18 protein-coding genes are annotated in these 21663 nt (G+C 62.6%); 4 read left to right on the forward strand and 14 right to left on the reverse strand.

The genetic code is table 11. The features are described from left to right. Positions 1–7: 7 nt before the first annotated feature. From mrcB to SAJA_RS00295, 13 genes are all read right to left on the reverse strand, one after another. Entirely contained in the window at positions 8–2452 is a 2445-nt protein-coding gene (gene mrcB, locus SAJA_RS00235; RefSeq protein WP_123656646.1) for a penicillin-binding protein 1B, read from the reverse strand. A gap of 78 nt (positions 2453–2530) precedes the next feature. Next, positions 2531–3274 (reverse strand): phosphate signaling complex protein PhoU, encoded by a 744-nt coding sequence (gene phoU, locus SAJA_RS00240; protein WP_123656647.1) that lies wholly within the window; start codon positions 3272–3274, stop codon positions 2531–2533. 22 nt (positions 3275–3296) lie between these two features. Next, positions 3297–4199, reverse strand: coding sequence for a phosphate ABC transporter ATP-binding protein PstB (gene pstB, locus SAJA_RS00245; protein WP_245963179.1), 903 nt, complete (start codon positions 4197–4199; stop codon positions 3297–3299). A gap of 9 nt (positions 4200–4208) precedes the next feature. Next, a complete protein-coding gene (gene pstA, locus SAJA_RS00250; RefSeq protein WP_123656648.1) occupies positions 4209–5042 on the reverse strand; it encodes a phosphate ABC transporter permease PstA in 834 nt (277 codons plus the stop codon). Positions 5043–5052: 10 nt separating this feature from the next. Then, complete coding sequence (pstC, locus tag SAJA_RS00255) at positions 5053–6018, reverse strand: phosphate ABC transporter permease subunit PstC (RefSeq protein WP_123656837.1); 966 nt, start codon at positions 6016–6018, stop codon at positions 5053–5055. Between the two features lie 126 nt (positions 6019–6144). Then, the gene (gene pstS, locus SAJA_RS00260; RefSeq protein WP_123656649.1) at positions 6145–7203 is read right to left on the reverse strand and encodes a phosphate ABC transporter substrate-binding protein PstS; all 1059 of its coding nucleotides are present in this window, start codon (positions 7201–7203) and stop codon (positions 6145–6147) included. Positions 7204–7485: 282 nt separating this feature from the next. Beyond that, the gene (locus tag SAJA_RS00265; protein ID WP_123656650.1) at positions 7486–8883 is read right to left on the reverse strand and encodes a putative porin; all 1398 of its coding nucleotides are present in this window, start codon (positions 8881–8883) and stop codon (positions 7486–7488) included. A gap of 135 nt (positions 8884–9018) precedes the next feature. Continuing rightward, the gene (gene phoR / locus SAJA_RS00270; protein WP_123656651.1) at positions 9019–10356 is read right to left on the reverse strand and encodes a phosphate regulon sensor histidine kinase PhoR; all 1338 of its coding nucleotides are present in this window, start codon (positions 10354–10356) and stop codon (positions 9019–9021) included. A 60-nt stretch (positions 10357–10416) separates the two neighbouring features. Further along, positions 10417–11112, reverse strand: a complete 696-nt coding sequence (gene phoB / locus SAJA_RS00275; protein ID WP_123656652.1) for a phosphate regulon transcriptional regulator PhoB — start codon at positions 11110–11112, stop codon at positions 10417–10419. 75 nt (positions 11113–11187) lie between these two features. Further along, on the reverse strand, positions 11188–13797 hold the full coding sequence (pepN, locus tag SAJA_RS00280) for an aminopeptidase N (RefSeq protein WP_123656653.1): 2610 nt from the start codon (positions 13795–13797) through the stop codon (positions 11188–11190). 34 nt (positions 13798–13831) lie between these two features. After that, entirely contained in the window at positions 13832–14953 is a 1122-nt protein-coding gene (locus tag SAJA_RS00285; RefSeq protein WP_123656654.1) for a beta-ketoacyl-ACP synthase III, read from the reverse strand. A 76-nt stretch (positions 14954–15029) separates the two neighbouring features. Continuing rightward, on the reverse strand, positions 15030–16445 hold the full coding sequence (locus SAJA_RS00290; RefSeq protein ID WP_123656655.1) for an alpha/beta hydrolase family protein: 1416 nt from the start codon (positions 16443–16445) through the stop codon (positions 15030–15032). Positions 16446–16471: 26 nt separating this feature from the next. Next, positions 16472–16762 (reverse strand): hypothetical protein, encoded by a 291-nt coding sequence (locus tag SAJA_RS00295; protein WP_123656656.1) that lies wholly within the window; start codon positions 16760–16762, stop codon positions 16472–16474. Between the two features lie 72 nt (positions 16763–16834). On the opposite strand from SAJA_RS00295, the gene SAJA_RS00300 reads away from it, so the two are divergent. Further along, positions 16835–17356 carry an alpha/beta fold hydrolase gene (locus SAJA_RS00300; protein WP_245963180.1) on the forward strand — a complete coding sequence of 174 codons (522 nt, stop codon included), beginning with the start codon at positions 16835–16837 and terminating at the stop codon, positions 17354–17356. Positions 17357–17634: 278 nt separating this feature from the next. Here SAJA_RS00300 and SAJA_RS00305 read toward each other — a convergent pair whose 3' ends face one another. After that, complete coding sequence (locus SAJA_RS00305; protein WP_123656657.1) at positions 17635–18678, reverse strand: quinone-dependent dihydroorotate dehydrogenase; 1044 nt, start codon at positions 18676–18678, stop codon at positions 17635–17637. A 95-nt stretch (positions 18679–18773) separates the two neighbouring features. Here SAJA_RS00305 and dusA point away from each other — a divergent pair, with 95 nt between their 5' ends. From dusA to SAJA_RS00320, 3 genes are all read left to right on the forward strand, one after another. Next, positions 18774–19799, forward strand: a complete 1026-nt coding sequence (gene dusA / locus SAJA_RS00310; RefSeq protein ID WP_123656658.1) for a tRNA dihydrouridine(20/20a) synthase DusA — start codon at positions 18774–18776, stop codon at positions 19797–19799. Between the two features lie 84 nt (positions 19800–19883). Further along, positions 19884–20369 carry a peptidylprolyl isomerase gene (locus SAJA_RS00315; RefSeq protein WP_123656659.1) on the forward strand — a complete coding sequence of 162 codons (486 nt, stop codon included), beginning with the start codon at positions 19884–19886 and terminating at the stop codon, positions 20367–20369. Between the two features lie 14 nt (positions 20370–20383). Then, positions 20384–21208, forward strand: a complete 825-nt coding sequence (locus SAJA_RS00320; RefSeq protein WP_184999677.1) for a UDP-2,3-diacylglucosamine diphosphatase — start codon at positions 20384–20386, stop codon at positions 21206–21208. Positions 21209–21663: the final 455 nt, after the last annotated feature.

Consider the following 21663-nt stretch of genomic DNA (forward strand, 5'->3'; position numbering starts at 1 on the left):
GTTCCGACTAGAAGATGCGCTCGAACCAGCTGCCCTGATCGTTATCCTGATCCCGTGGCGCGCGGCCACGGTTATCGGCCGGTTGGTTCTGCTGCGCGTTCACTCGCATGATATCCGTATCGCAGTTGAGCAGGCCCTGCGGTACGAATCCCTTGATGAACGGTACTTTTACCGCATTTGAGCAGCTTTGCCCATTGGCGAACCATTGATTCGGGTTATTTCCGGCCCCCTGATTGGCCGCATTGGGGTCAAAAATGAGTTGTAGCGGCACCTGCGCGATGCTGTCGGGCGGGGTATCGACGATACCGCGTGTATTGATATCGGCCATGATGTGCGACCAGATCGGAAGCGCGCCGGTCGCCCCGGTCAGCTTGGCCGGTTTGTTGTCGTCGCGCCCGACCCAGACCACACCAAGCCGGTTGCCGCCGAACCCGGCAAACCAGGCATCGCGCAGGTTGTTGGTGGTCCCGGTCTTGCCGGCCATGGTCTTGCTGCGATCAATGGTCGAATACATGCCGGCCCCGGTGCCGTGACGCGCGACCCGTTCCATCATCCAGGTCGTGATATAAGCCGGCCCGGCATCGACGGTCTGGGTGAGTTTGAGCGGATACCGGTTCAGCGGCTCGCCCTCGCGCGTGGTCACGTCCTTGATGGCTCGCAGCGGCGTGTAATACCCGCCGGTGGCGATCGTGTTGTAGATCTGGGCAACCTCGAGCGGTGACATCGATACCGAACCCAGCGCCAGCGAGGGCACGGCCGGGGCATCGCCCTCATAGCCGAGTTTGCCGAGCGTGTCGATGATGTTGGGGATACCCGCGGCAAGCGAAAGTCTGGAACTGGCGATATTCAGACTGTGCTCGAGGCCGTAATAAGCCGGCACGTTGTCACCGTGGCTGCGATTGGAGTAGTTGCCCGGCTGCCAAGTCTTGCCGGTGGCCAGTTTTACGCTCAGCGGGCTGTCGTCGAGCGGCGTGATCGGGTTGAACTTGGCCGGCTGCATCATCGCGGTCAGATAATCGACCGGTTTCATCAGCGAGCCGATCTGGCGCTTGGCTTCCAGCGCCCGGTTGAACCCGGCATAGCCCTGCTCGCGCCCGCCAACGAGCGCGAGCACGTTGCCGCCCTCGATGCTCGTCACGACAGCCGCGGATTCCAGCGTATCGGCCTTGATGCCCCGCTGTTTTTCCACGCGCGACAGGCCGTCGGCGATACGCCCCTCGGCCGCCGCCTGAACAGTGGGATCCAATGTGGTGAAGACCCGCAGGCCCTCCTCCGTGAGATCCTCGTCCTTGTACTGTCCCTTGAGCTGGCGTTTGACCAAATCGATGAAGGCCGGGTATTGAGTGTTACCGCGTGCCGCGGTGCCGGTCACGCCCAGATCGCTGGCCTTGGCGGCCTGCCAGGCGTCGTCTTTCAAAAAGCCGGCCTCGTGAAACATGTTGAGGACCAGATCGCGGCGCGTGCGGGCGCGATCGGGGTGACGCCGCGGGTCGTAGTAGCTGGGCCCCTTGACCATCGCCACCAGCAGCGCGATCTCGCTCGGCTGCAGCTCCTGGACCGGTTTCTGGAAATAGAAATAGCTGGCCAGGCCAAAGCCGTGAATCGCGCGTGAGCCATCCTGGCCGAGGTACACCTCGTTGAGATAGGCCTCGAGGATCTCCTCCTTGCTGTAATGAGCATCCAGCAGGATCGCCATCAGCGCTTCCTTGCCCTTGCGCGACAGGGTCTGCTGGTTATCCAGATAGAAGTTCTTGACCAGCTGCTGGGTCAGCGTCGAGCCGCCCTGCACGATCGCCCCGGCCTTGATGTCGGCAATGGCTGCACGCAGGATACCGCGCGGCGAGATGCCCCAGTTGCTCATGAAGTGGCGGTCTTCGACCGTGATCAGCCCGGCCGGCAACATGGGCGGCACCTCACCCAGTTTGACCAGGATACGATCGGTGCCCTTGTTGGGATAGATACTGCCGATCAACTGCGGATCGAGCCGGATCAGGGCCAGATCGCCCTCGCCGTCTGTCGCCTTGAGCGAGGACACACCGTTGGCATCAAAGCCCAGGCGCAGCTTGCGATCGGGCTGCGCGCCGTTCCAGAACTGGAAGTCCCGCGTGTGCAGAGCAAGCCCTGCCCCGCTTTCGTTATAGGTGCCGGCATCGTCGACGCTCGCCGCGCGGCGATAGCCCTGGCGCTGCAGGCGTGTGATCAGCTCTTTTTCGCTGACGTCTTGACCGGCGTAAAGCTCAAGCGGGCTGGCATACACCTTGGCCGGTAATTTCCAGCGCGTACCCTCGAACTTGGCCCGCACCTCGTGATCCAGATGCGCCATGTACAGCGCCAGCACGGCTGCGCCGGCGGTCGCGATAAGCAGCAGGTACGGCAGCAGGCGCCGTGTGAGACTACGACGCGGGCGGCCGCCTGAGGCAGCGGCGGTTTTCTTGTTTGATTGACGAGCCAAGACGACGATCCATGCGGGAGCACCGCGCAGATAGTATCAAAGCCTTCGACCGGGCCCGTCGTTGCGGCTAACGAACCGCTACTGGCCGGTTCGCGGTGAGATCGCCCGTGCGGCCTCTTTCTCGAGTTCTTCAATGCTCAGATGACGCACGTCACGCCCGCCCACGAGATACACCACGTATTCGCTGATGTTGGTCGCGTGGTCACCGATGCGCTCGAGCGCTTTCACCGACCACATCACATCCAGCATATGTTTAATGGTTCGCGGGTCTTCCATCATGAAGGTGATGCACTGGCGCATGACGCCCTCATATTCGCGATCGACCTCGGCGTCGTGCTGGGCCACGGCCAGTGCGGCCTCGGTATCCATGCGCGCGAACGCATCAAGGCTGTCACGCACCATCTGACGCACATGCCCGCCCAGCTGGCTGATCTGGCGAAACGCACTCGGCGGCCGGTCCTTGCCGGCCAGATGCACGGCCATGCGCCCGATCTTCTCGGCCTCGTCTCCGATGCGTTCGAGATCGGTGATGGTCTTGGCGATCGCCAGCACCAGGCGTAGATCGCCGGCCTGGGGCTGGCGCCGGGCCAGAATCTTGGTACAGGCCTCGTCGATGGCCACTTCCATGGTGTTGATCTTGTAATCACTACGGGCCACGTCCTCGCCCAGCGCGCTGTCGCCGTCGATGAGCGCCTTCACACCGTTGGCGATCTGCTGCTCGACCAGGCCGCCCATGGTCAGGACCTGCTCGCGCACGTCCTCGAGCTCGACGTCGAACTGTTTGGAGGTATGCCGCTCGATCTGTGTCTTTTCGTGTTCCATCGTATAAAAGCTCGTCTCGGGTTCAGCCGTAGCGACCGGTCAGATAATCCTCGGTGCGTTTTTCCCGCGGGTTGGTGAACAACGAATCGGTATCGGCGTACTCGATCACCTCACCCAGATGAAAGAACGCGGTATAGCCGGCCACACGCGCGGCCTGTTGCATGTTGTGGGTCACGATCACGATCGTGTATTCCTCACGCAGCTCGTGCACCAGCTCCTCGATCTTGAGCGTGGCCACCGGATCCAGCGCCGAGGCCGGCTCATCGAGCAGCAACACGTCCGGCTGTACGGCGATCGCCCGGGCGATACACAGGCGCTGCTGCTGCCCGCCGGACAAGGCGCTGCCGTTGGCCCGCAGCTTGTCCTTGACCTCATCCCACAGGGCCGCTTTTTTCAGCGACCACTCCACGCGCTCATCCATCTCGTGACGCTTGAGCTTTTCATACAGACGCACGCCGAAGGCGATGTTGTCGTAGATGCTCATGGGAAACGGCGTGGGCTTTTGGAAGACCATGCCGATCTTGGAACGAAGCACGTTCAGATCGATGCTTTTATCCAGCAGGTTCTGCCCGTCCATCTCGATCGAGCCAGTGGCGTAGTGGCCGGGATACAGCTCGAAGATACGGTTGAAGCAGCGCAGCAGCGTGGATTTGCCACAGCCGGACGGGCCGATGAAGGCCGTGACTTCGTTGTCGACGATATCCAGGTTGATGTCCTTCAGTGCCTGGAACTTGCCGTAGTTGAAGCCGAGATTCTCGACCTTGATCTTGCAGGGATTATCCTTGGCCACCACGCCCTGGCGGGGCGCCGAGGCCTCGGCCGGGGTTTCGCGCTTGGTCTGTTGTCGCCCGGTCGGCGAATGAGTATCGCGGGTCATAACGCTTGCGCCTGCTGGGTTGAGCGTGTCGGTGGTCGAAGAAGTCATGTCGCGCTCCTATTTGCTCGGCCGCAGTACCAGACGAACCAGCACGTTCAGCGCCAGGATCGTGAACGTGATCAAAAACGCACCCACCCAGGCCAGATGATGCCAATCCTCGTACGGCGAGAGCGCGAACTGGAAGATCATGATCGGCAGATTCGCGATCGGGCCCAGAACGTCGGTGCTGAAGAAATTGTTGTTGAGCGCGGTGAACAACAGCGGCGCGGTCTCGCCGGCGATCCGTGCGATGCCCAGAATCACGCCGGTGATGATGCCCGAGAGTGCGGCGCGATAGATGATCCGCGTGATGACCTTCCACCGCGGAATACCCAGGGCCGCGGCGGCCTCGCGCATCTGATCGGACACCAGACGCATCATGTTCTCGGTGATACGCACGTTCAGCGGAATCATGATCAGCGACAGCGCGATACCGCCGGCCAATGCCGAGAAATGCCCCATCGTGACCACGATCACCTCGTAGACGAACAGCCCGATGATGATCGAGGGGGCAGACAGCAGCACATCGTTGAAAAACCGCACCAGAGCAGCCAGCTTGCTGTTCCGGCCGTACTCGGCAAGATACGTGCCGGCAAATATGCCGATCGGCGCACCGATCAGCGTGCCGATCCCGGTCACGATCAGGCTGCCGACGATGGCATTGGACAATCCGCCGTCGTTACCCGGGGCCGGCGTGATCTCGGTGAACACCTCCCAGTCGATATAGCCGATGCCGTGCGAGATCAGGGTCCACAACAGCCAGACGAGCCAGAACAGCCCGAAGACCGTGGTGGCCACACACATGGCCATGTTGAACGTATTGATGGCCTTACGTTTTTGAAACAGCGTCATGGCGTTAGTCCTATTGCCCTTCCTGCGCGGACAGGCGCAGGAGCAGCAGGCGAGCCAGAATCAGCACGATCAACGTGATCACGAACAGCACCAGGCCGAGCGCAATCAGCGCCGAGGTATAGATTTCGCCGGTGGCCTCGGTGAACTCGTTGGCCAACGTCGCGGCGATACTGTTGCCCGGATAGAACAGACCGCCGGGGATGCTGTGTGCGTTGCCGATGACGAACGTCACGGCCATGGTTTCACCCAGCGCACGACCCAGGCCCAGCATGATCCCGCCGATCACGCCGGTCTTGGTATACGGCAGGATCACGCTACGGGCGACCTCCCAGGTCGTGGCGCCCAGCGCATAGGATGATTCCTTGAGCACGCCCGGCACCACCTCAAAAGTATCGCGCATCACCGCCGTGATGAACGGGATGATCATGATCGCCAGCACCATGCCGGCCGTGAAGATACCGATACCGATCGGCGGCCCGGAGAACAGATACCCCACCACCGGCCAGTCGCCCAGGGCGCTCGATAGCCAGGGCTGCACGTAGGTCGAGAGGAACGGCGCGAAGACGAAAAGCCCCCACATGCCGTAAATGATGCTGGGAATGGCCGCCAGCAGCTCCACGGCCGTGCTGATGGGCTGGCGCATCCATACGGGGGCCAGTTCGGTGACGAACAGTGCGATCCCAAAGCTCACCGGCACGGCGATCACCATGGCAAGCGCCGAGCTGGCCAGCGTGCCGAAAATCGCCACGGCCGCGCCGTATTCGTCGGTGACCGGATTCCAGTCCATGCTGGTCACGAACGCCGGACCGAACTTGGTCAGCGCCGGCCAGGCGCCGACCACGAGTGCTGCCGCAATACCGCCGATCAGGGCCAGCACGATCAGCGCGGATGTCGCGGTCACGCCGTGAAAGACACGATCGCCGATCGCGCTCACGGTTTTCTTTCGGGGCGCGAGCGTCGCGTCGGCGTCGCCCATGGTCGTCTGGCTCAAATCACACCTCGAAGAATGGCAGCCGTCTTGTACCAGCCCGCGCGAGAGGCTCGGGCTCGTACAAGACGGCCGGCATATGCCGGCCGTCGAACGATCGTTTGAATCGTCAGTTTATTTGTTCACCGGCCAGATCGCCTGACCGTTCTTGCCCTTGATCTGCTCGTGCCACTTGTCCTGCACCAGCTTGACCACGTTTTCCGGCATCGGCACATAGTCGAGCTGATCGGCCATGTCGTCGCCGTTGGCATAGGCCCAGTCAAAGAACTTCAGTGCGGCCTGGGCCGCCTGCGGGTTCTTGGCATCCTTGTACATCAGGATGAAACTGGCACCGGTGATCGGCCAGCTGTCGGCCCCCGGCTGATCGGTCAACACCTCGTAAAAGCCCGGCGCGTTGTCCCAATCGGCGTTGGCGGCGGCGGCCTGGAAGTTGGCCGAGGTCGGCTCGACGACATTGCCGTCCTTGTTCTTCAGCGACACATAGGTCATGTCGTTCTGCAGCGCATAGGCATATTCGACATAGCCGATCGAGTTCTTGATGCGATCCACGTAGGAGGCCACCCCCTGATTGCCCTTGCCGCCCACGCCGGTCGGCCAGGCAACGGCCTTGGCATGGCCCGGGCCGTTGGCCCAGACGTCGCTGGTCTTGCTCAGGTAGCTGGTGAAGATCCAGGTCGTGCCCGAGCCGTCCGAGCGATGCACGACCGTGATCTGTTGGTCCGGCAGGTCGAGATCCGGGTTCATCTTCTTGATGGCCGGGTCGTTCCAGTTCGTGATCTTGCCGGCATAAATCGCGCCCATGGTCTTGCCATCGAGCTTGAGCTGGCCGGCATCCACGCCGGCGATACGGACAACCGGCACCACGCCGCCCATGACCATGGGAAACTGCATCAGGCCGGCCTGATCGAGCTCTTCTTTCTTGAGCGGCGCATCCGAGGCACCGAAATCGACCGTTTTGGCCTTGATCTGCTTGATGCCACCACCGGAGCCGATGGCCTGGTAGTTCATCTGTACGCCTGTCTTTTCGTTGTAGGCCTGCGCCCACTTGGAATAGACCGGGTACGGGAAGGTCGCGCCCGCGCCGCTGATCTTGTCAACGGCCGCGCCGGCGCTTGTCGTGAACGACAATACGGCAGCCGCGGCGATCAATGTGTTCTTGAAATCGATTCTCACGAATATCTCCTTGGTGTCATGCCCGGGCAGCCTCTAAGCCCCCGATTCGTTCGCCCGATCACGTTAGTGCCAAGCTGTGACACACGGGTGACAGCCGCCTGGATGCCCGACCGTGCCGACGAACCCGTCGGCCGGCGCATCCAGTGCGATTGCTTGGTGTGAGCGTATGTCGTTTTTGTGACAACCACGTTACAAGCCTCGTGCGAAGCCGTTGCTCCGGTCGCGCGATCGGTCGTCGCCGGCCCGGCGCGGTGTCGCCACCGCCGACCGGGCCCATGGCGGTCAAAAACGGAAGTTGATATCGGCCTGGACCAGCTGGTCGTCCTGATCGAGCGATTTCCGCTCGGTGTTGTAGTAATCCAGATTGAACTCGATGGCCGTGTTCAAGGCATAGCCCATCTCGATCTCCGAGCCTTTCATGTCGGTTGCGCCGTGGTCACGGTCAGAGTCGGGGAAAACATCGGGCACCACGTTGGCATCCAGATCACCGAAGATGTACTTGAAGGCAAACTTGTCATAGGCCAGCTTGCTGCCGATGGCATAGCCGGTGTCTTCATTGATGCCCGAATGCACGTTGCGCACGTATTCGGAAAATATCGACGCCTTGCCGTGATCGCCGAAGCTGGCCCCCACCTCGCCGTCCACGTCCACGACCTGGAACTGGTTCGTGGTGTTGGTGCCGGCCGCGTAATCCGGGTCGAACGTGCCCGGCTGGGCGGTGTTCTGGTAGCCGTAGTAGGAACCGGCCAGGCTGGCGAAATATTTCCCGGCATGTACGTGCTGGCCGAGCTGGCCGTAGTAAAGATAGGGGTCACTGCTGTTGGCGGCGAACTCTTGCAGGATCCAGACGCCGGAGTTGGCGAAGGTGGCCCCGTTGGGTTCTTCAAAGCTGTAATGCACCGAGGCGCCTTCGGGATTGATATCACCGTCCCAGATGAGGTCGTCGGTCAGCCACAGATAATCGCCGAACCGGAACTTCCCGCCCACGGCCTCCAACGAGTCGGTGAACTGATACTGGGCATAGGCATAGTTCAGGCGGATCGGTTTCGAGCTGAAATCATCGCCGAAGGTCTGGTTGGTCGAGCGCGGGTCGTCGCCGCCACTGGCGATGCCGCCGCCGATCTCCAGCTTGTCGATCGGATCGGTGATCACCCCCAGGCGATACCGCAGCCGCCCGCGATGGCGCCCCACGTTGTTGCCGGCCAGGTTCTCGCGCGCGTTGTCGTCGTCATACTCGTAGCGCAGCCGCAGGTCACCGCTGAGATGCACCTTCGAGGCCCAGTCAAAGGTATCCAGCTTGTCGTTGATCTTGTCTTCGAAACTCTTTTCGCGCTCGACCAGACGTTTCACGTTTTCTGGCGGCACGAACTGGTTCGTGGCCGTGTTGGGTAGAACAACGGAATTGCCGCCGCGCCTGCGCTGTTCGTTGACCTGAAGATCCGGCTGCGCGTCGTCGCGTTGATTGGCCGGCGCCGTGTTTTTTGCGGCAGCCAGCTGCTCGTACTGAGACTGGCTGATGCTGCCGTTGTCGCGCATGATCTTGATCAGCTGCATGAGCCGGTCGTCGGCCGCCAGCACCGACGGGCTATAAGCCGCTGTGACCCCAACGATCAGCCCGGCCACGGCCATGCCCAAGCGCCCACGGCGTCGGCCGATATTCCCCTCGTACCACTGTTTCATCGATTAACCCTTTCAGTGCGGTATGAATGGTTCGATTCATGTGCCATGCACACGATCGAAACCCGCCGCAACGCTATCGATGAAAGATGTCAGTTCGGTGATGCGTTGATGACAGCTGTATGACGCCCTTGCGAGCTAAGCCGCGTCCTCGATGATCAGGCGGCTGTGTGGAAAGCGGGCGCTGAACGTCGAGCCGGCGCCCGGCTCGCTGTCGATGATCAGCTCGCTCTCGTGATGCTCCAGGCTGTGTTTGACGATCGCCAGGCCCAGCCCGGTGCCGCCATCGCTCGCCTTGCGTCCACTATCCACGCGATAGAACCGTTCGGTGAGCCGCGGGATATGCTCCGGGGCAATACCCGGCCCGTTGTCTGCAACCGACAACAAGGCCCCGCCTGCTTCGGCCTGCCAGGCAATTCGAATCGTCGACGCCGCCGGCGAATAACGCGCCGCGTTGGCCGCCAGGTTGGCGATCACGCTCTCCAACTCGCTGGCGCGACCATAGAGGTTCAGCCCCGGCTGCAGATCCAGCTCGAAGACATGATCCCGTGCCTCGTGGCGTTTCAAACCGTCCACCACCTGCCGGATCATCTCACCGATATCGATGGCTTCCTGTCGTTGATGCATGCCTTCGGCTTCCAGGCGGGCCAGGCGCAGCAGGCTGTCGATGATACGACCCATGCGCTGGGACTGGGCACTCATCTCACGAAGCGGGCGTTGCCAGGCCGCAAGCGCCCCGCTCTCCCCGGCGTCCTCGTTCATGATTTCCAGATACCCGCGCAGCACGGTCAGCGGGGTGCGCAGTTCGTGCGAGGCGTTGGCCACGAAATCACGCCGCGTGGATTCCAGGCGTTTCTGGTCACTCACGTCGCGGGCGACCAATAAACGCTGGCCGTCGCCGTAGGGCACGATCCGCAAGAGCACCGTGTTGGCCTCGTTGGCCGGTGCCGGGATCTCGAGCTCGGCCATCGTGCCGTCGAGTGCAGCCGAGACCATGAACTCGCCGAAGCGCGGATGCCGAATGAGATTGACGATGCGTTGGCCGTTATCCTGGCCGGCCCGCAACGCCAGGATCACGGCGGCGGCCTGATTAAACCAGACGATACGACCACGCCCGTCGATGACCACCGCGCCGTCGGGCAAGGCCGCCGTAGAGGCCTGAAATTCCGAGACGATATCCTTGAGCCGGCGTTTGCGACGACGGTTACGCTGTTTCAGGCGATAGAGCTCGGTATAGATCTCCTGCCATACGCCCAGGCCTTCGCGCGGCTCGATTCGTGGCTTGGCCAGCCATCGATGAAGCTGATAGGCAAACAGCAGATGCCCGGCGGTATAAATAGACAGGCCTGCCAGCAGCGCCCAAGCGATCTGACCGATGAAAAAACCGATGATCGCCCAAAGCCCGAGCCATACCGATAAACGCAAGAGCGCCAGGCTCCAGGTGCGGCGGACTTCGCCGGCCGGGGCATTCATCATGCGGGGTCATCCTTGGAGAGGCGCACGCTGGGTGATTTCCGACGGCCCGGCGTTACTGGCTTATAGCGACTTGCTGGAGAATCGATAGCCGCTGCCACGCACGGTCTGAATGAATTTGTCGAAACCGTGCGGCGCCAGGGCCTTGCGCAGGCGCCGGATATGTACATCGACCGTGCGTTCTTCGACGTAGACATTCTGGCCCCACACGCGATCGAGCATCTGCTCGCGAGAATACACGCGCTCGGGATTGCTCATGAAAAACCGCAGCAGGCGATACTCGGTCGGCCCCAGGCGCACGGCATCCGCCCCGGCGCTCACCCGCTGGCTGGCGGCGTCCAGCGACAGGCCGTCAAGCTCCAGACATTCATCCTCGCCCCCGGGCAGGCTGCGCCGTAACACGGCCCGCACGCGGGCAATAAGCTCCGAAGATGAAAACGGCTTGGTGACGTAATCATCGGCGCCGATGTTGAGCCCGCGCACGCGATCGTCTTCATCCACGCGCGCCGTCACCATGATGATGGCCACGTTCTGGGTCAGCTCGTCACGGCGCCACTCCCGGGCCAGTTCGGCCCCGGACATACCCGGGAGCATCCAGTCCAACAGGACCAGATCCGGCAGATGATCGGCTATCGCCAGCCGCGCGGACTGGGCGTCTTCGGCTTCGGCTACGCTGAAATCAGCGCGCTCCAGGGCGAAGCGGATCATATCCCGGATCGGGGCTTCGTCTTCGACGATCAGCACATGTTTCTGTTGCATGACGGTAATGGCTATCTGCGTCAAACCACTCGATGTCGAACCTTATGAAATTTGTGTGACACATCCGTGACAGCATCAATTGGGCGCATCGGCCAGTCCGCTGGCCACGATCTCTCGTGTGTTATCGGATAGCTCGGCGCCGTCCAGACGTGATAGCCCGGCGCGCATGCCCTGGCCATAACGCGCGTCGTAGCGTTGCCACGGGGCGATCAAGCCGGCCAGCGCGGCCGCCATCTGTGGGTTGAAGGCATCGATACGCAGGATTTCATCGACCAGCAACGCATACCCGGCCCCGTCAGCACGATGAAAAGCAGGCGCATTGCCCCGCACGAGTCCGCCGAGCAGCGCGCGCAGTCGGTTCGGGTTGGTGAAATCGAAAGCCGGGTCCTGCAATAAAGCCCGGGCCTGGGCCACGGCATCGATATCCGGCGCGCTGACCTGCAGCCGCAGCCATTTGTCCATCACCAGCGGCTCGTTGGCGAAACGCCGGGCAAAATCACCCAGCAACCGGTCGCGTGTTGCCCCGGGGCAGTACTGCAACGCACCCAGTGCTGCCATGCGATCCGTCATGTTGTCGGCCTCGTCATAGACCGTTCGGCACCAGGCCTCGATACCCTCGACGCCGGTTTCTGCCAGATAGCCCAGGGCCAGCGCGAAGACCGCGCGGCGCCCGGCCGCGTCCTGGTCGAAGACATAAGTGCTGCGCGGGGCATGGGCAGTGGCCAGGGCCGTCAGTTCTTCTTCAAAACGGCTGCCGATCTGTTGTCTAACGGCCCGACGCGCGCCGTCGATGGCCGCCACGTCGATCCGCTCGAAGGCTTCACCGATCTGTATGGTGCTCGGCAGGGTGAGCATTTCGGCCAGCAGCGCGCGATCGGCAGGCCAGTCAGCCAGTAGTCGGGTAATGGCCTGACTTAGCCCATCGCCCAAGCCAGGCAATGCATGATCCGCCCGAATGGCGTCGACACAAGCCAGCAGATGCGTCATGTAGAGCGACTGGGCCGCATCCCAGCGCGAGACCGGGTCACTGTCGTGGGCCATGAGACACACCAGATCGCGCTCTGTCGTGTCCTGGGTCAGTTTGACCGGGGCGCTGAGCCCGCGCAGTGCCGAGACGACGGCCGGCTCGGGCACGTCCTTGTACACGATCTTTTTTCGAGCGTGGTTCAGCCGCACGAGCTGCGGGGGCACCTGCTGGCTGCCGGCCGTGTCGAATACGGCCAGGCTGATCGGGATATCAAAGACCGGCTTGTTGGGCTGGCCGGGCGTGGCCGGCGTGCTCTGTGACAACGTCAGCGTCAGCGTGTTGTTCTCGTGCTGCTGGCTGATAGCCACACGCGGCGTGCCGGCATGGCTGTACCAGTGCCGGAACTGGGCCAGATCCAGGCCTGTGGTTTCTTCCATGGCCACGACGAAATCCTCGATCGTCACGGCCTGGCCGTCGTGCTTGTGCAGATAGTGCTTGACCGCGTCGGTGAACGCCTCGCGCCCGGCCATCTGCGCGATCATGCGGATCAACTCGGCGCCTTTTTCATACACCGTGATGGTGTAGAAGTTGTTCATCTCGATATACGAGTCCGGGCGAACCGGGTGGGCACGCGGGCCGCCGTCCTCGGGGAATTGGATATCCCGGATCATGCGCACCTGTTCGATACGAGTGACCCCGGGCGAGCCGTGATCAATGGCGAACTGATGTTCACGGTAGACCGTCAGGCCCTCTTTCAAGGACAGCTGGAACCAGTCGCGACAGGTCACGCGATTACCGGTGTAGTTATGAAAATACTCGTGGGCCACGACATCGCGCACGCGCGCGAAATCGCCGTCGGTGGCGGTTTCCGGATGGGCGAAAACACAGGCCGTATTGAAGATGTTCAGGCCCTTGTTCTCCATCGCCCCCATGTTGAAGCTGCCCACGGCCACGATGAAGAACTGATCGAGATCGTATTCCAGGTCGTAGGTGGCCTCGTCCCAGGCCATGGCTTTCTTGAGCGCATCGAGCGCGTGATGACACTGGGGCTCGTTGCCGTGCTCGGTGAATACGGCCAGCGCGACCTCGCGTCCGCTGGCGGTCGTATAGGTATCACGAATCACGCCCAGATCACCGGCGACCAGTGCGAACAGATAACAGGGCTTGGCGAACGGATCCTCGTAGATCGCGTAATGACGCCCCGGCTGGGCCATGCCGGCTTGTGTGCAGTTGCCGTTGGATAACAGCACCGGGTAGCGCGCGGCATCGGCCTCTATGCGCGTGGTGAAGCGTGCCATCACATCGGGGCGGTCAGGGAAATACGTGATACGAGAAAACCCGGTGGCCTCGCACTGGGTGCAAAGAATCGCGCCCGAGCGATACAGCCCTTCCAGCGACAGATTCGTTTCCGGGTCAAGCTCGGTCACGATCGTCAGCTCGAAGACAGACGGCAGATTATCGAGCCAGAGAGCGGTATCGGTCAGCTCGTAGGCATCGTGGGCCAGATCGGCGCCGTCGATCGCGACACGCACCAGGCGCATGCCGCGCCCGTCCAGGCGCCAGGGCCCCGCCGGCCCGGCCACATTACGCGCCACCGCGAGCTGTGCGGTGACCTGCGTGTTGTTCTCCTGAATATCGAAATCCAGGGCTACCGTATCCACGAGATAGGCCGGCGGCCGGTAGTCCAGCCGGTACTGTCGCTGCGGCTGATCCGTCATAGCATGCTCTGTCGAAGGGTTTGAAAGACTGGCGTTACCGACGCTTCAAGATCACGCTGCCGGCCGAGTAGCCGGCGCCGAAGCCGGCCATCACGCCGATCTCGCCGGCGGCCAGATCGGCGGCGTACTTGTGCAGCACGATGACCGGAGAGGCCGAACTGGTGTTGCCATACTCGGCAAACACGCCCGGCAGTTCGTGGCTTTCGGCGCTGCGACCCAGTACGCGTTTGGCGATCAGCGTGTTCATGTTGATATTGGCCTGATGCAGCCACAGCCGCCTGACATCCTCGGCGGCCAGGCCGTGCTCGGCCAGGTGATCGATGATCATCTCGGCGACCATCGGGCCTACGTCCTTGAATACGCGCCGCCCGTTCTGGACGAACAGCCGGTCGGCGTCGCTGCGGGTCTCGGTTTCCGAGCGGTTCAAGAAGCCGAAGTTGTTACGGATATTGTTCGAGAACTTCGTCTGCAGATGCGTGCCCAGCACGTCAAAGCCCTGCCCGGGCCGCACGTCATCGGCGTGTTCGAGCAGTGCAGCGGTACATACGTCACCGAAGATGAAATGACTGTCGCGATCCCGAAAATTCAGGTGCGCGGTACAGATTTCCGGGTTGACCATCAGCACGCGCCGCGCGGTACCGGCGCGGATCATGTCGGCGCCGGTCTGGATACCGAAGGCCGCCGAGGCACAGGCCACGTTCAGATCGAAACCGAACGCCCCACCGCCGAGATATTCCTGCACCTCGACCGCCAATGCCGGATACGGCCGCGGCAGATTGGAACAGGCCACGAGGATCGCATCGACTTCATCGGCGCGCCGCCCCGCGCTTTTCAGACAATCGTCGATTGCGGCCAGGGCCATCTCGCACTGGATCGACGGCTCGTCGTTGCCGCGCGTTCTAATCTGCGGGTGCATGACGTCCGGATCCAGGATCCCGGCCTTGTCCACCACATAGCGGGATTCGATACCCGACGCCTTGGTGATGAATTCGGCGTTCGAATGCGACAGCGGTGCCTTCTGCCCGGCTGCGATCTCGTCGGCGTGTGCCGCGTTGTAACGATCGACATAAGCGTTGAACGAGACCACGAGCTCTTCGTTGGATATCGACTCGGGCGGGTTGTACAGCCCTGTGGCCGACAGTACGACTTGATTCACGCTGATGCTCCTCGTTCGGCTAATTCTTGTGCGGGCGTCATTCTGGCCCGGCCCTCTCGGACCGACAATAGCGCGATCAAGCGCTCATGCCGGTTTCACGCAGCGCGCGGTCGATGAACGGCACGACGTTTTGCTCGTGTCGAACCGACAGATGCGAGCCGTCATACCATTGCATATGACATTCATCCCAGTGACGCCAGAGCGCCGACGGCTGCTCGGGCGAGATCAGCTGATCGGCCGTGGCGGCAAAAATATAGCGCCGCTCGCGCGGCACCCGGCACGGCATGGCCAGCGGCGAGACCGCGCCCATGCGCGCGTTGACCGAATCCACCGACAAGCCACATGCCTCCAGATAGTCGGCGTGCGCGGTGGGCAAGTGTTGCCACAGCGTGGCCGGGATATCGGTCATCGGGATACCGGCGATCACGCAGGCCAGATCCGGCTCGAAGCAGGACAACAGCGCGGCGTGATAGCCGCCCAGCGAATAACCCAGCACGCCGATCCGAGCGTCTGGATCCTGCTCGCGAATCCAGGCGATACAGCTGCGCAGATCACACAGCGCCTGGGCCTGGGCATGCACCAGATCACCCAGCGGGCCGTCGAGAAACCGCCCACCGGTCAGAAACGTGGCGCGTCGCGGCCCGTGTAGCGGCAGAATCGGCATCATCAGGTTCATGCCCATGCGGCCATGCAGCTTGGGCACGTCGAACAGCTGAAAATCGATCGCCCCATGCCCCATGCGGTAGCCGTGTACGCAGAGCAGCCAGGGCTGGCCGGCGGTTTTGTCGCTGCGTACCACGCGGGCACGCATCAGGCGATTGGCCTTGTGATCGGCCCAGCGTGTCGCGCCGGGCCAAGCGGTCTCCGGGGCATAGGCTGAAGGTGCGGTCAGCCATTCATACGCCACCCCGGCCGTCTTGGCGTGCTTGATACGCGGGGCTTCGCCAAAGACACGCGGGGTGGCGTGCATCGCGGCCGGCCGCTCCAGCCAGCCGTCGCGCGCGGCCAGATCGCCCCAGGCGCGCAGCTCGGCCACATCCTGGTTCACGGCCTTGCCGCGCGGGACACGGGCACAGTTGACGAAAAAACCCAGCAAGGCGCCATCGCCGGCCACCTTGTTGATCAGTGCCAGTTTGCGGGTTGGCGGCTCGATGCCCGGTGGCACCGGATGCTGTACCCGCAGCGCCCAGCCCGCGATCAGATACGTCGCGATCCCGCCGGCCAGAAGGACGACAAACACCAGCCAGCCCACCCAATAGCCAACGATCAGCGCGAGCAGTGCACTCACCGGGCCGGTCAGAGCCATGTGATAAAGCAGCTGTCGATCGCCGGCGTAGAGGAACTGCCCGGACCCGGTCGCGATGAGCACGACCCCCGGCACGGTGCCGACAATCGCGACCCACCAGGGCGCGGTCCAGCAGCTGGCAAGCCAGACGATGCCCACCGCGAGCACCACGATGGCCGATTTGAAGCGCCGCGGCTGCCAGCGCATCGGCGACGGATCGGGTAAAGACTGCATCAACGAAGTACCAGGCCGTAGATTAGGGACGCAATCACCGCCAGCAGCAACGTGGCCTCGCCGGCCCAGAGTGCCGGGTGTCTGCGCTCGAACAGCCAGCTTGCACCCAAAGCGATCAAGAACACCACCAGACCCAACTCGGTCGCGGTGACGATATCGTCCCAACCGGATGGATCCGCACCCGGCCCGGCGTGGCCGATGCCCGCGGCCAGACACAGCGCCCCGCCGATCAGCGTGGCCACCAGCGCCAGCCCCGCGATAAGACGGTTGAACACGCGCAGAACAGTCAAACAGGCTCCCGGCCACTTAATGACAGCAGCTGGCATAGTAGACGCAAATTTTTATCAAGCCCAAGCACCGCGATGTCCGATCACTATATGCAGCCGGCCGTCGTCTTCTCACACGGCAAGGAAAGCGGGCCGTGGGGGTCAAAGATCACACGGCTGGCCAAAAGCGCCGAAGCGCTCGGCTATCGCGTGGCCTCGATCGATTATCAAGGTGAGGATGATCCGGCCGCGCGTCTCGACAGGCTGTTGGCCCATAATCCACAGGGCACGCCGCTGGTGCTGGTCGGCTCGTCCATGGGCGGTTATGTGAGCGCGATGGCGGCCGCCCGGCTCAACCCGACCGCCCTGTTTCTCATGGCACCCGCACTGTATATGGACGGCTACCCCGGGGATCCGGCCGGCTGCCCGCGCGATACCGAAATCGTGCACGGCTGGGACGACGATATCGTGCCGCTGGCGTCCAGCCTTGCCTTTGCCAAACGCCGTCGTGCCCGCCTGCATCTCGTGGCCGACGGCCACCGGCTGGCCGAATCGCTGGATTTCATTGACGCACTCTTCCGTGCCCAGCTTTTGCGCGTGCGCCCGGTCGACGATTGATGGCCGGTCGAAAAAATTGTCCGCGAATGAACGCGAATATGCGCAAATGAATACAGGCGGTTATCCGCAGATTGACGCCGATGTACGCAGATGAAAAGAGGAAGGTTCGCAGGCGGATAGATGACGTAACGCTGTGCCCGAAGCGTTACAGACCGATCGAGAAACAAGGCGGGTATTGGAAATCAACGCTTTGTCGCCATGCCGGACGACAGCTTTCACGCTTGTCTTTCCAATCTTCTCTTCTGTTATCCGCTTTCAATCCGCGGATTATCGTCGTCTCATTTGCCGACCGTCTTCTTTTGATGCGAGGCGTCACGCGCCGCGATGGCCTGGGCGGCCTCGCCCACCAGGCCTGGGCCGCGATAGATGAGCCCGGTATAGAGCTGTACCGCGCGGGCGCCGGCGGCGATCTTGGCCGCGGCGTCGGCCCCGCTCATGATGCCGCCCACGCCGATGATCGGGATATCGTCTCCCAGGCGCTCATAAAGCGCGGCGATCACCTTGTTCGAGGCCTCGCGCACCGGGCGGCCGGATACGCCGCCGGCCTCATCGCGCCAGCGCAGCGCCAATCCGTCGCGCGCGGTCGTGGTGTTGGTCGCAATCACGCCGTCGATGGCGTGTCGGCGCAGCCGGGCCACGATGGCATCCAGGCCGGCGGCGTCCAGATCCGGAGCAATCTTGACCGCCAGCGGGACGTAGCGCTTGCGGGTCTCGCACAGCCGGTTGCGCTCGGCGACGATCGCGCCCAGCAGGCTGTCCAGTGCATCGCCGGCCTGCCAGTCACGCAGGCCGGCGGTATTGGGCGACGAGATATTGATCGTCACGTAGTGTGCCTGGTCATAGACCATCGACAACGCCGTGGTGTAATCGCTGACCGCACGTTCGGGCGGCGTGGCCTTGTTCTTGCCGATATTGATGCCGATCAGGCCGTCGTAGCGCGCTCCAGCCACGTTCTTGACCAGCGCCGTCGCCCCGGCGTTGTTGAAGCCGAAACGATTGAGCAGCGCGCGCTGCTCGGGCAGGCGAAACAGCCGCGGCCGGTCGTTGCCGGGCTGCGGCACCGGCGTGACCGTGCCGACTTCGATGAAGCCGAACCCCATCGCGGCCAGGCCATCGATATGGGCCGCGTTCTTGTCCAGGCCTGCTGCAAGACCAACCGGATTGGCCAGCTCAAGCCCCATCACGGACACCGGGCAGGCCGCCACGCGCGTCCCGTAAAGCGCATGCGTCACCGGGCGCGCCCGATCAGCCAGCGCCAGCGTTCGCTCGTGTGCCCGCTCGGCGTCCATGGCAAACAGCGCGGGGCGAAGCAACGAATACATAGACAACACGGCCGGGAAAAAACACGCCTATTGTGACGCCTTGCCCGGGCCAGCGCACGGCTGAATCCAAAGCTGCGCGATGCGATAATACGGCGATGAGCTTACACGCCACGCAACGCGATATTCCCGCCGGTGCCCGCCTGTCGGTCGCGCCGATGATGGCCTGGACAACGCCGGCACAGCGCTATTTCATGCGCCGGCTGACCCGCCATGCGCTGCTGTACACCGAAATGGTCACGACCAAGGCGCTGATCCACGGCGATACCGAGCGCTTTCTGCGGTTTCATCCCGACGAGCATCCCATCGCCCTGCAGCTGGGCGGTTCCGAGCCCGGCGAGATGGCCCATTGCGCCAGGCTGGCCGAACAGGCCGGGTTTGATGAGGTCAATATCAATGTCGGCTGCCCGTCGGATCGGGTTCAGAACGGCGCTTTTGGGGCCTGCCTGATGGCCGAGCCCGCGCTGGTTGCCGATTGCGTGGCGGCGATGAAGGCAGCGGTAGATATTCCGGTCACGGTCAAGACACGAATCGGTATCGATCACCAGGACAGCTATGGGTTCCTGGCTGATTTCACGCACCGGATACATGCCGCCGGCGCCCAGCGCCTGATCGTGCATGCGCGCAAGGCCTGGCTGTCGGGCCTGTCGCCCAAGGAAAACCGGGATATTCCGCCGCTGGACTATGCGCGGGTGCACCGCCTGGCTGCGGATTTCCCCGACCTGCCCATCAGCATCAACGGTGGCTTCGTCGATCTGGCGGCCAGCCAGGCACAGCTGGTTCATGTCGACGGTGTGATGATCGGGCGCGAGGCTTACAAGAACCCCTACATCATGGCCGATGTCGACAGACAGTTCTTCGGCACGGCCACGCCGCGCGTGACGCGTCATGAGGCGGTGGCGGCCATGCGCGGCTATATCGCTGATCACCTGGCCGCCGGTGGCGCGCTACGCGATATCACGCATCATATGCTGGGCCTGTTTCACGGCCAGCCGGGCGGGCGTCGATGGCGACGGACGCTATCCGAGCAGGGCAACCAGGCCGGTGCCGGGCTTGACGTGCTGGACGCGGCCCTGGCGGCGGTTACGCCAGAACAACCCGCCGAGACGGCCGCCGCCGGCTGAGCTGGCGATCATCGAGGCGCCAGACATAGGCAACAGCGGCTGCCTGTCGCACAATACGCCCCGCTCATCCTTCAGGACAGATTCATGGTCATCTTTCATACCAACCTCGGCGATATCCATATCGAGGTCGACGAAACCAATGCCCCGATCACGGCCGAGAACTTTCTGGCCTATGTGCGTGACGGTTTCTATGACGGGGTGATCTTCCATCGCGTGATCGCCGGGTTCGTGGTTCAGGGCGGCGGCTTCGACGGCGACTTCAACCAGAAACAGACACGCGCGCCGATCAAGAACGAATCCAGCAACGGGCTGGAAAATCGTCGCGGCGCGCTGTCGATGGCCCGCACCCAGGATCCGAATTCGGCCACTGCCCAGTTCTTCATCAATCTGGCCGACAACGAGCAGCTCGACGGCATGGGCGCACGCCCCGGCTATGCCGTGTTTGCCCATGTCACCGAGGGCATGGACGTGGTTGACGCGATCGCTGCCAAGCCGACAGGCGCAGTCGGGCCGTTTCGCCAGGACGTGCCGCAGGACACGGTCGTCATCGAATCGGCCGACGTCCGATAGTCAGCGATAGCCCGTTGACTGCTCCGTCGCACAGGCCAGAGGCCAGCCCGTGGCCTGACACCACGCACCTGCTGGCTGACGTGCACCTGACCGGTGACGACACGCCGGCCGCGCGTCGGCTCGCCGGTTATCTGGCCGGCCCGGCCCGTGAGGCCGCGGCGGTTTATATCCTGGGCGATCTGTTTGATGTCTGGGTCGGCGACGATGTCAGTTTTGAGGCCCACCAAGGCACACTGGACGCCCTGGCCGCGCTGAGTGCGGCCCGCGTGCCGCTGTATTTTCAGCGCGGCAATCGTGATTTCGCCGTCGGCACCCGGTTTTTTGCCCATACCGGCGCCCGGCCCCTGGCCGATCCGGTGGTGCACCGGATCGCCGGCCAGCCTGTCCTTCTGGCCCACGGCGATATCTTCTGTAGCGACGACCTTGCCCATCAGAAGTTCCGGCGGCGCTATACCAATGCAATCTGGCGGGCCCGCATGCTCAGGATGCCCGCGGGGCTGCGACGGATGATCGCCCGCAAGGCCCGCGCCCGCTCGCAGGCCAGCAAGCAGCGCAAGGCCGCCGATATCATGGATGTGAATATCGACACCGTGACCCGTTGGGCACAAGACACAGAAACGTTTCGAATCGTTCACGGTCACGTGCACAAACCGGCCGATCATCGCCACGCCAACGTGCATCGACACGTACTGGCCGACTGGCGCCCGGATCAGGCCGAAATCCTGACGCTCAGCCGATCAACCATCAGGCGCCGCGCGCTGGATGACGATGGGCGCTTCTTGGACGAATCGGGTCGGGAGAATGATTCGTCTGATTCGTCCGCGAATGAACGCGAATAGACGCAAATAAAAAGAAGGCAATCCGCAGATTAACGCCGATGGACGCTGATTAAGAAGACGATTATGTCCAGGCGGATAGGCCGTCGAGTCGTTGCGCGACCGCGTTACAGAATGAACAGAGAGATCGACGATTTTTTGAAAAAAAAACGTCCGGCGAGATGATCCAGTAGGTTGCTGGCGTCTTTTGTCGCCCTCTTCTTTTATCCGTCTTTAGTCGGTGTCAATTTGCGGACAGGAACTTCTTCCGGGCCGCAATGACTCGCAGGCTGCAGCGCCCGCAAGCCAATCTGCGTCATCTGCGCCACGAGGCTGTCTCTTTTGACGTCGTCCGCAAATGAACGCGAATTAGCGCAAATGAATACAGACGGTCATCCGCAGATTGTCCAGATTTCACGGATCAAAAACGGTTAGATAAACCGGCCCGTAAGCCAAGAATCTGTGCCGTCTGCGACCTA

This window comes from Salinisphaera japonica YTM-1, from assembly GCF_003788585.1.
Taxonomy (GTDB): Bacteria; Pseudomonadota; Gammaproteobacteria; order Nevskiales; family Salinisphaeraceae; genus Salinisphaera; species Salinisphaera japonica.

Bases quoted from the DNA above. Each gene is read 5' to 3' on its own strand.
- phoU (WP_123656647.1), bottom strand. From the start codon at position 3,274: ATGGAACACGAAAAGACACAGATCGAGCGGCATACCTCCAAACAGTTC.
- pstB (WP_245963179.1), bottom strand. From the start codon at position 4,199: ATGACTTCTTCGACCACCGACACGCTCAACCCAGCAGGCGCAAGCGTT.
- pstA (WP_123656648.1), bottom strand. From the start codon at position 5,042: ATGACGCTGTTTCAAAAACGTAAGGCCATCAATACGTTCAACATGGCC.
- pstC (WP_123656837.1), bottom strand. From the start codon at position 6,018: ATGGGCGACGCCGACGCGACGCTCGCGCCCCGAAAGAAAACCGTGAGC.
- SAJA_RS00265 (WP_123656650.1), bottom strand. From the start codon at position 8,883: ATGAAACAGTGGTACGAGGGGAATATCGGCCGACGCCGTGGGCGCTTG.
- phoR (WP_123656651.1), bottom strand. From the start codon at position 10,356: ATGATGAATGCCCCGGCCGGCGAAGTCCGCCGCACCTGGAGCCTGGCG.
- phoB (WP_123656652.1), bottom strand. From the start codon at position 11,112: ATGCAACAGAAACATGTGCTGATCGTCGAAGACGAAGCCCCGATCCGG.
- pepN (WP_123656653.1), bottom strand. From the start codon at position 13,797: ATGACGGATCAGCCGCAGCGACAGTACCGGCTGGACTACCGGCCGCCG.
- SAJA_RS00290 (WP_123656655.1), bottom strand. From the start codon at position 16,445: ATGCGCTGGCAGCCGCGGCGCTTCAAATCGGCCATCGTGGTGCTCGCG.
- SAJA_RS00300 (WP_245963180.1), top strand. From the start codon at position 16,835: ATGTCCGATCACTATATGCAGCCGGCCGTCGTCTTCTCACACGGCAAG.
- SAJA_RS00305 (WP_123656657.1), bottom strand. From the start codon at position 18,678: ATGTATTCGTTGCTTCGCCCCGCGCTGTTTGCCATGGACGCCGAGCGG.
- dusA (WP_123656658.1), top strand. From the start codon at position 18,774: ATGAGCTTACACGCCACGCAACGCGATATTCCCGCCGGTGCCCGCCTG.
- SAJA_RS00315 (WP_123656659.1), top strand. From the start codon at position 19,884: ATGGTCATCTTTCATACCAACCTCGGCGATATCCATATCGAGGTCGAC.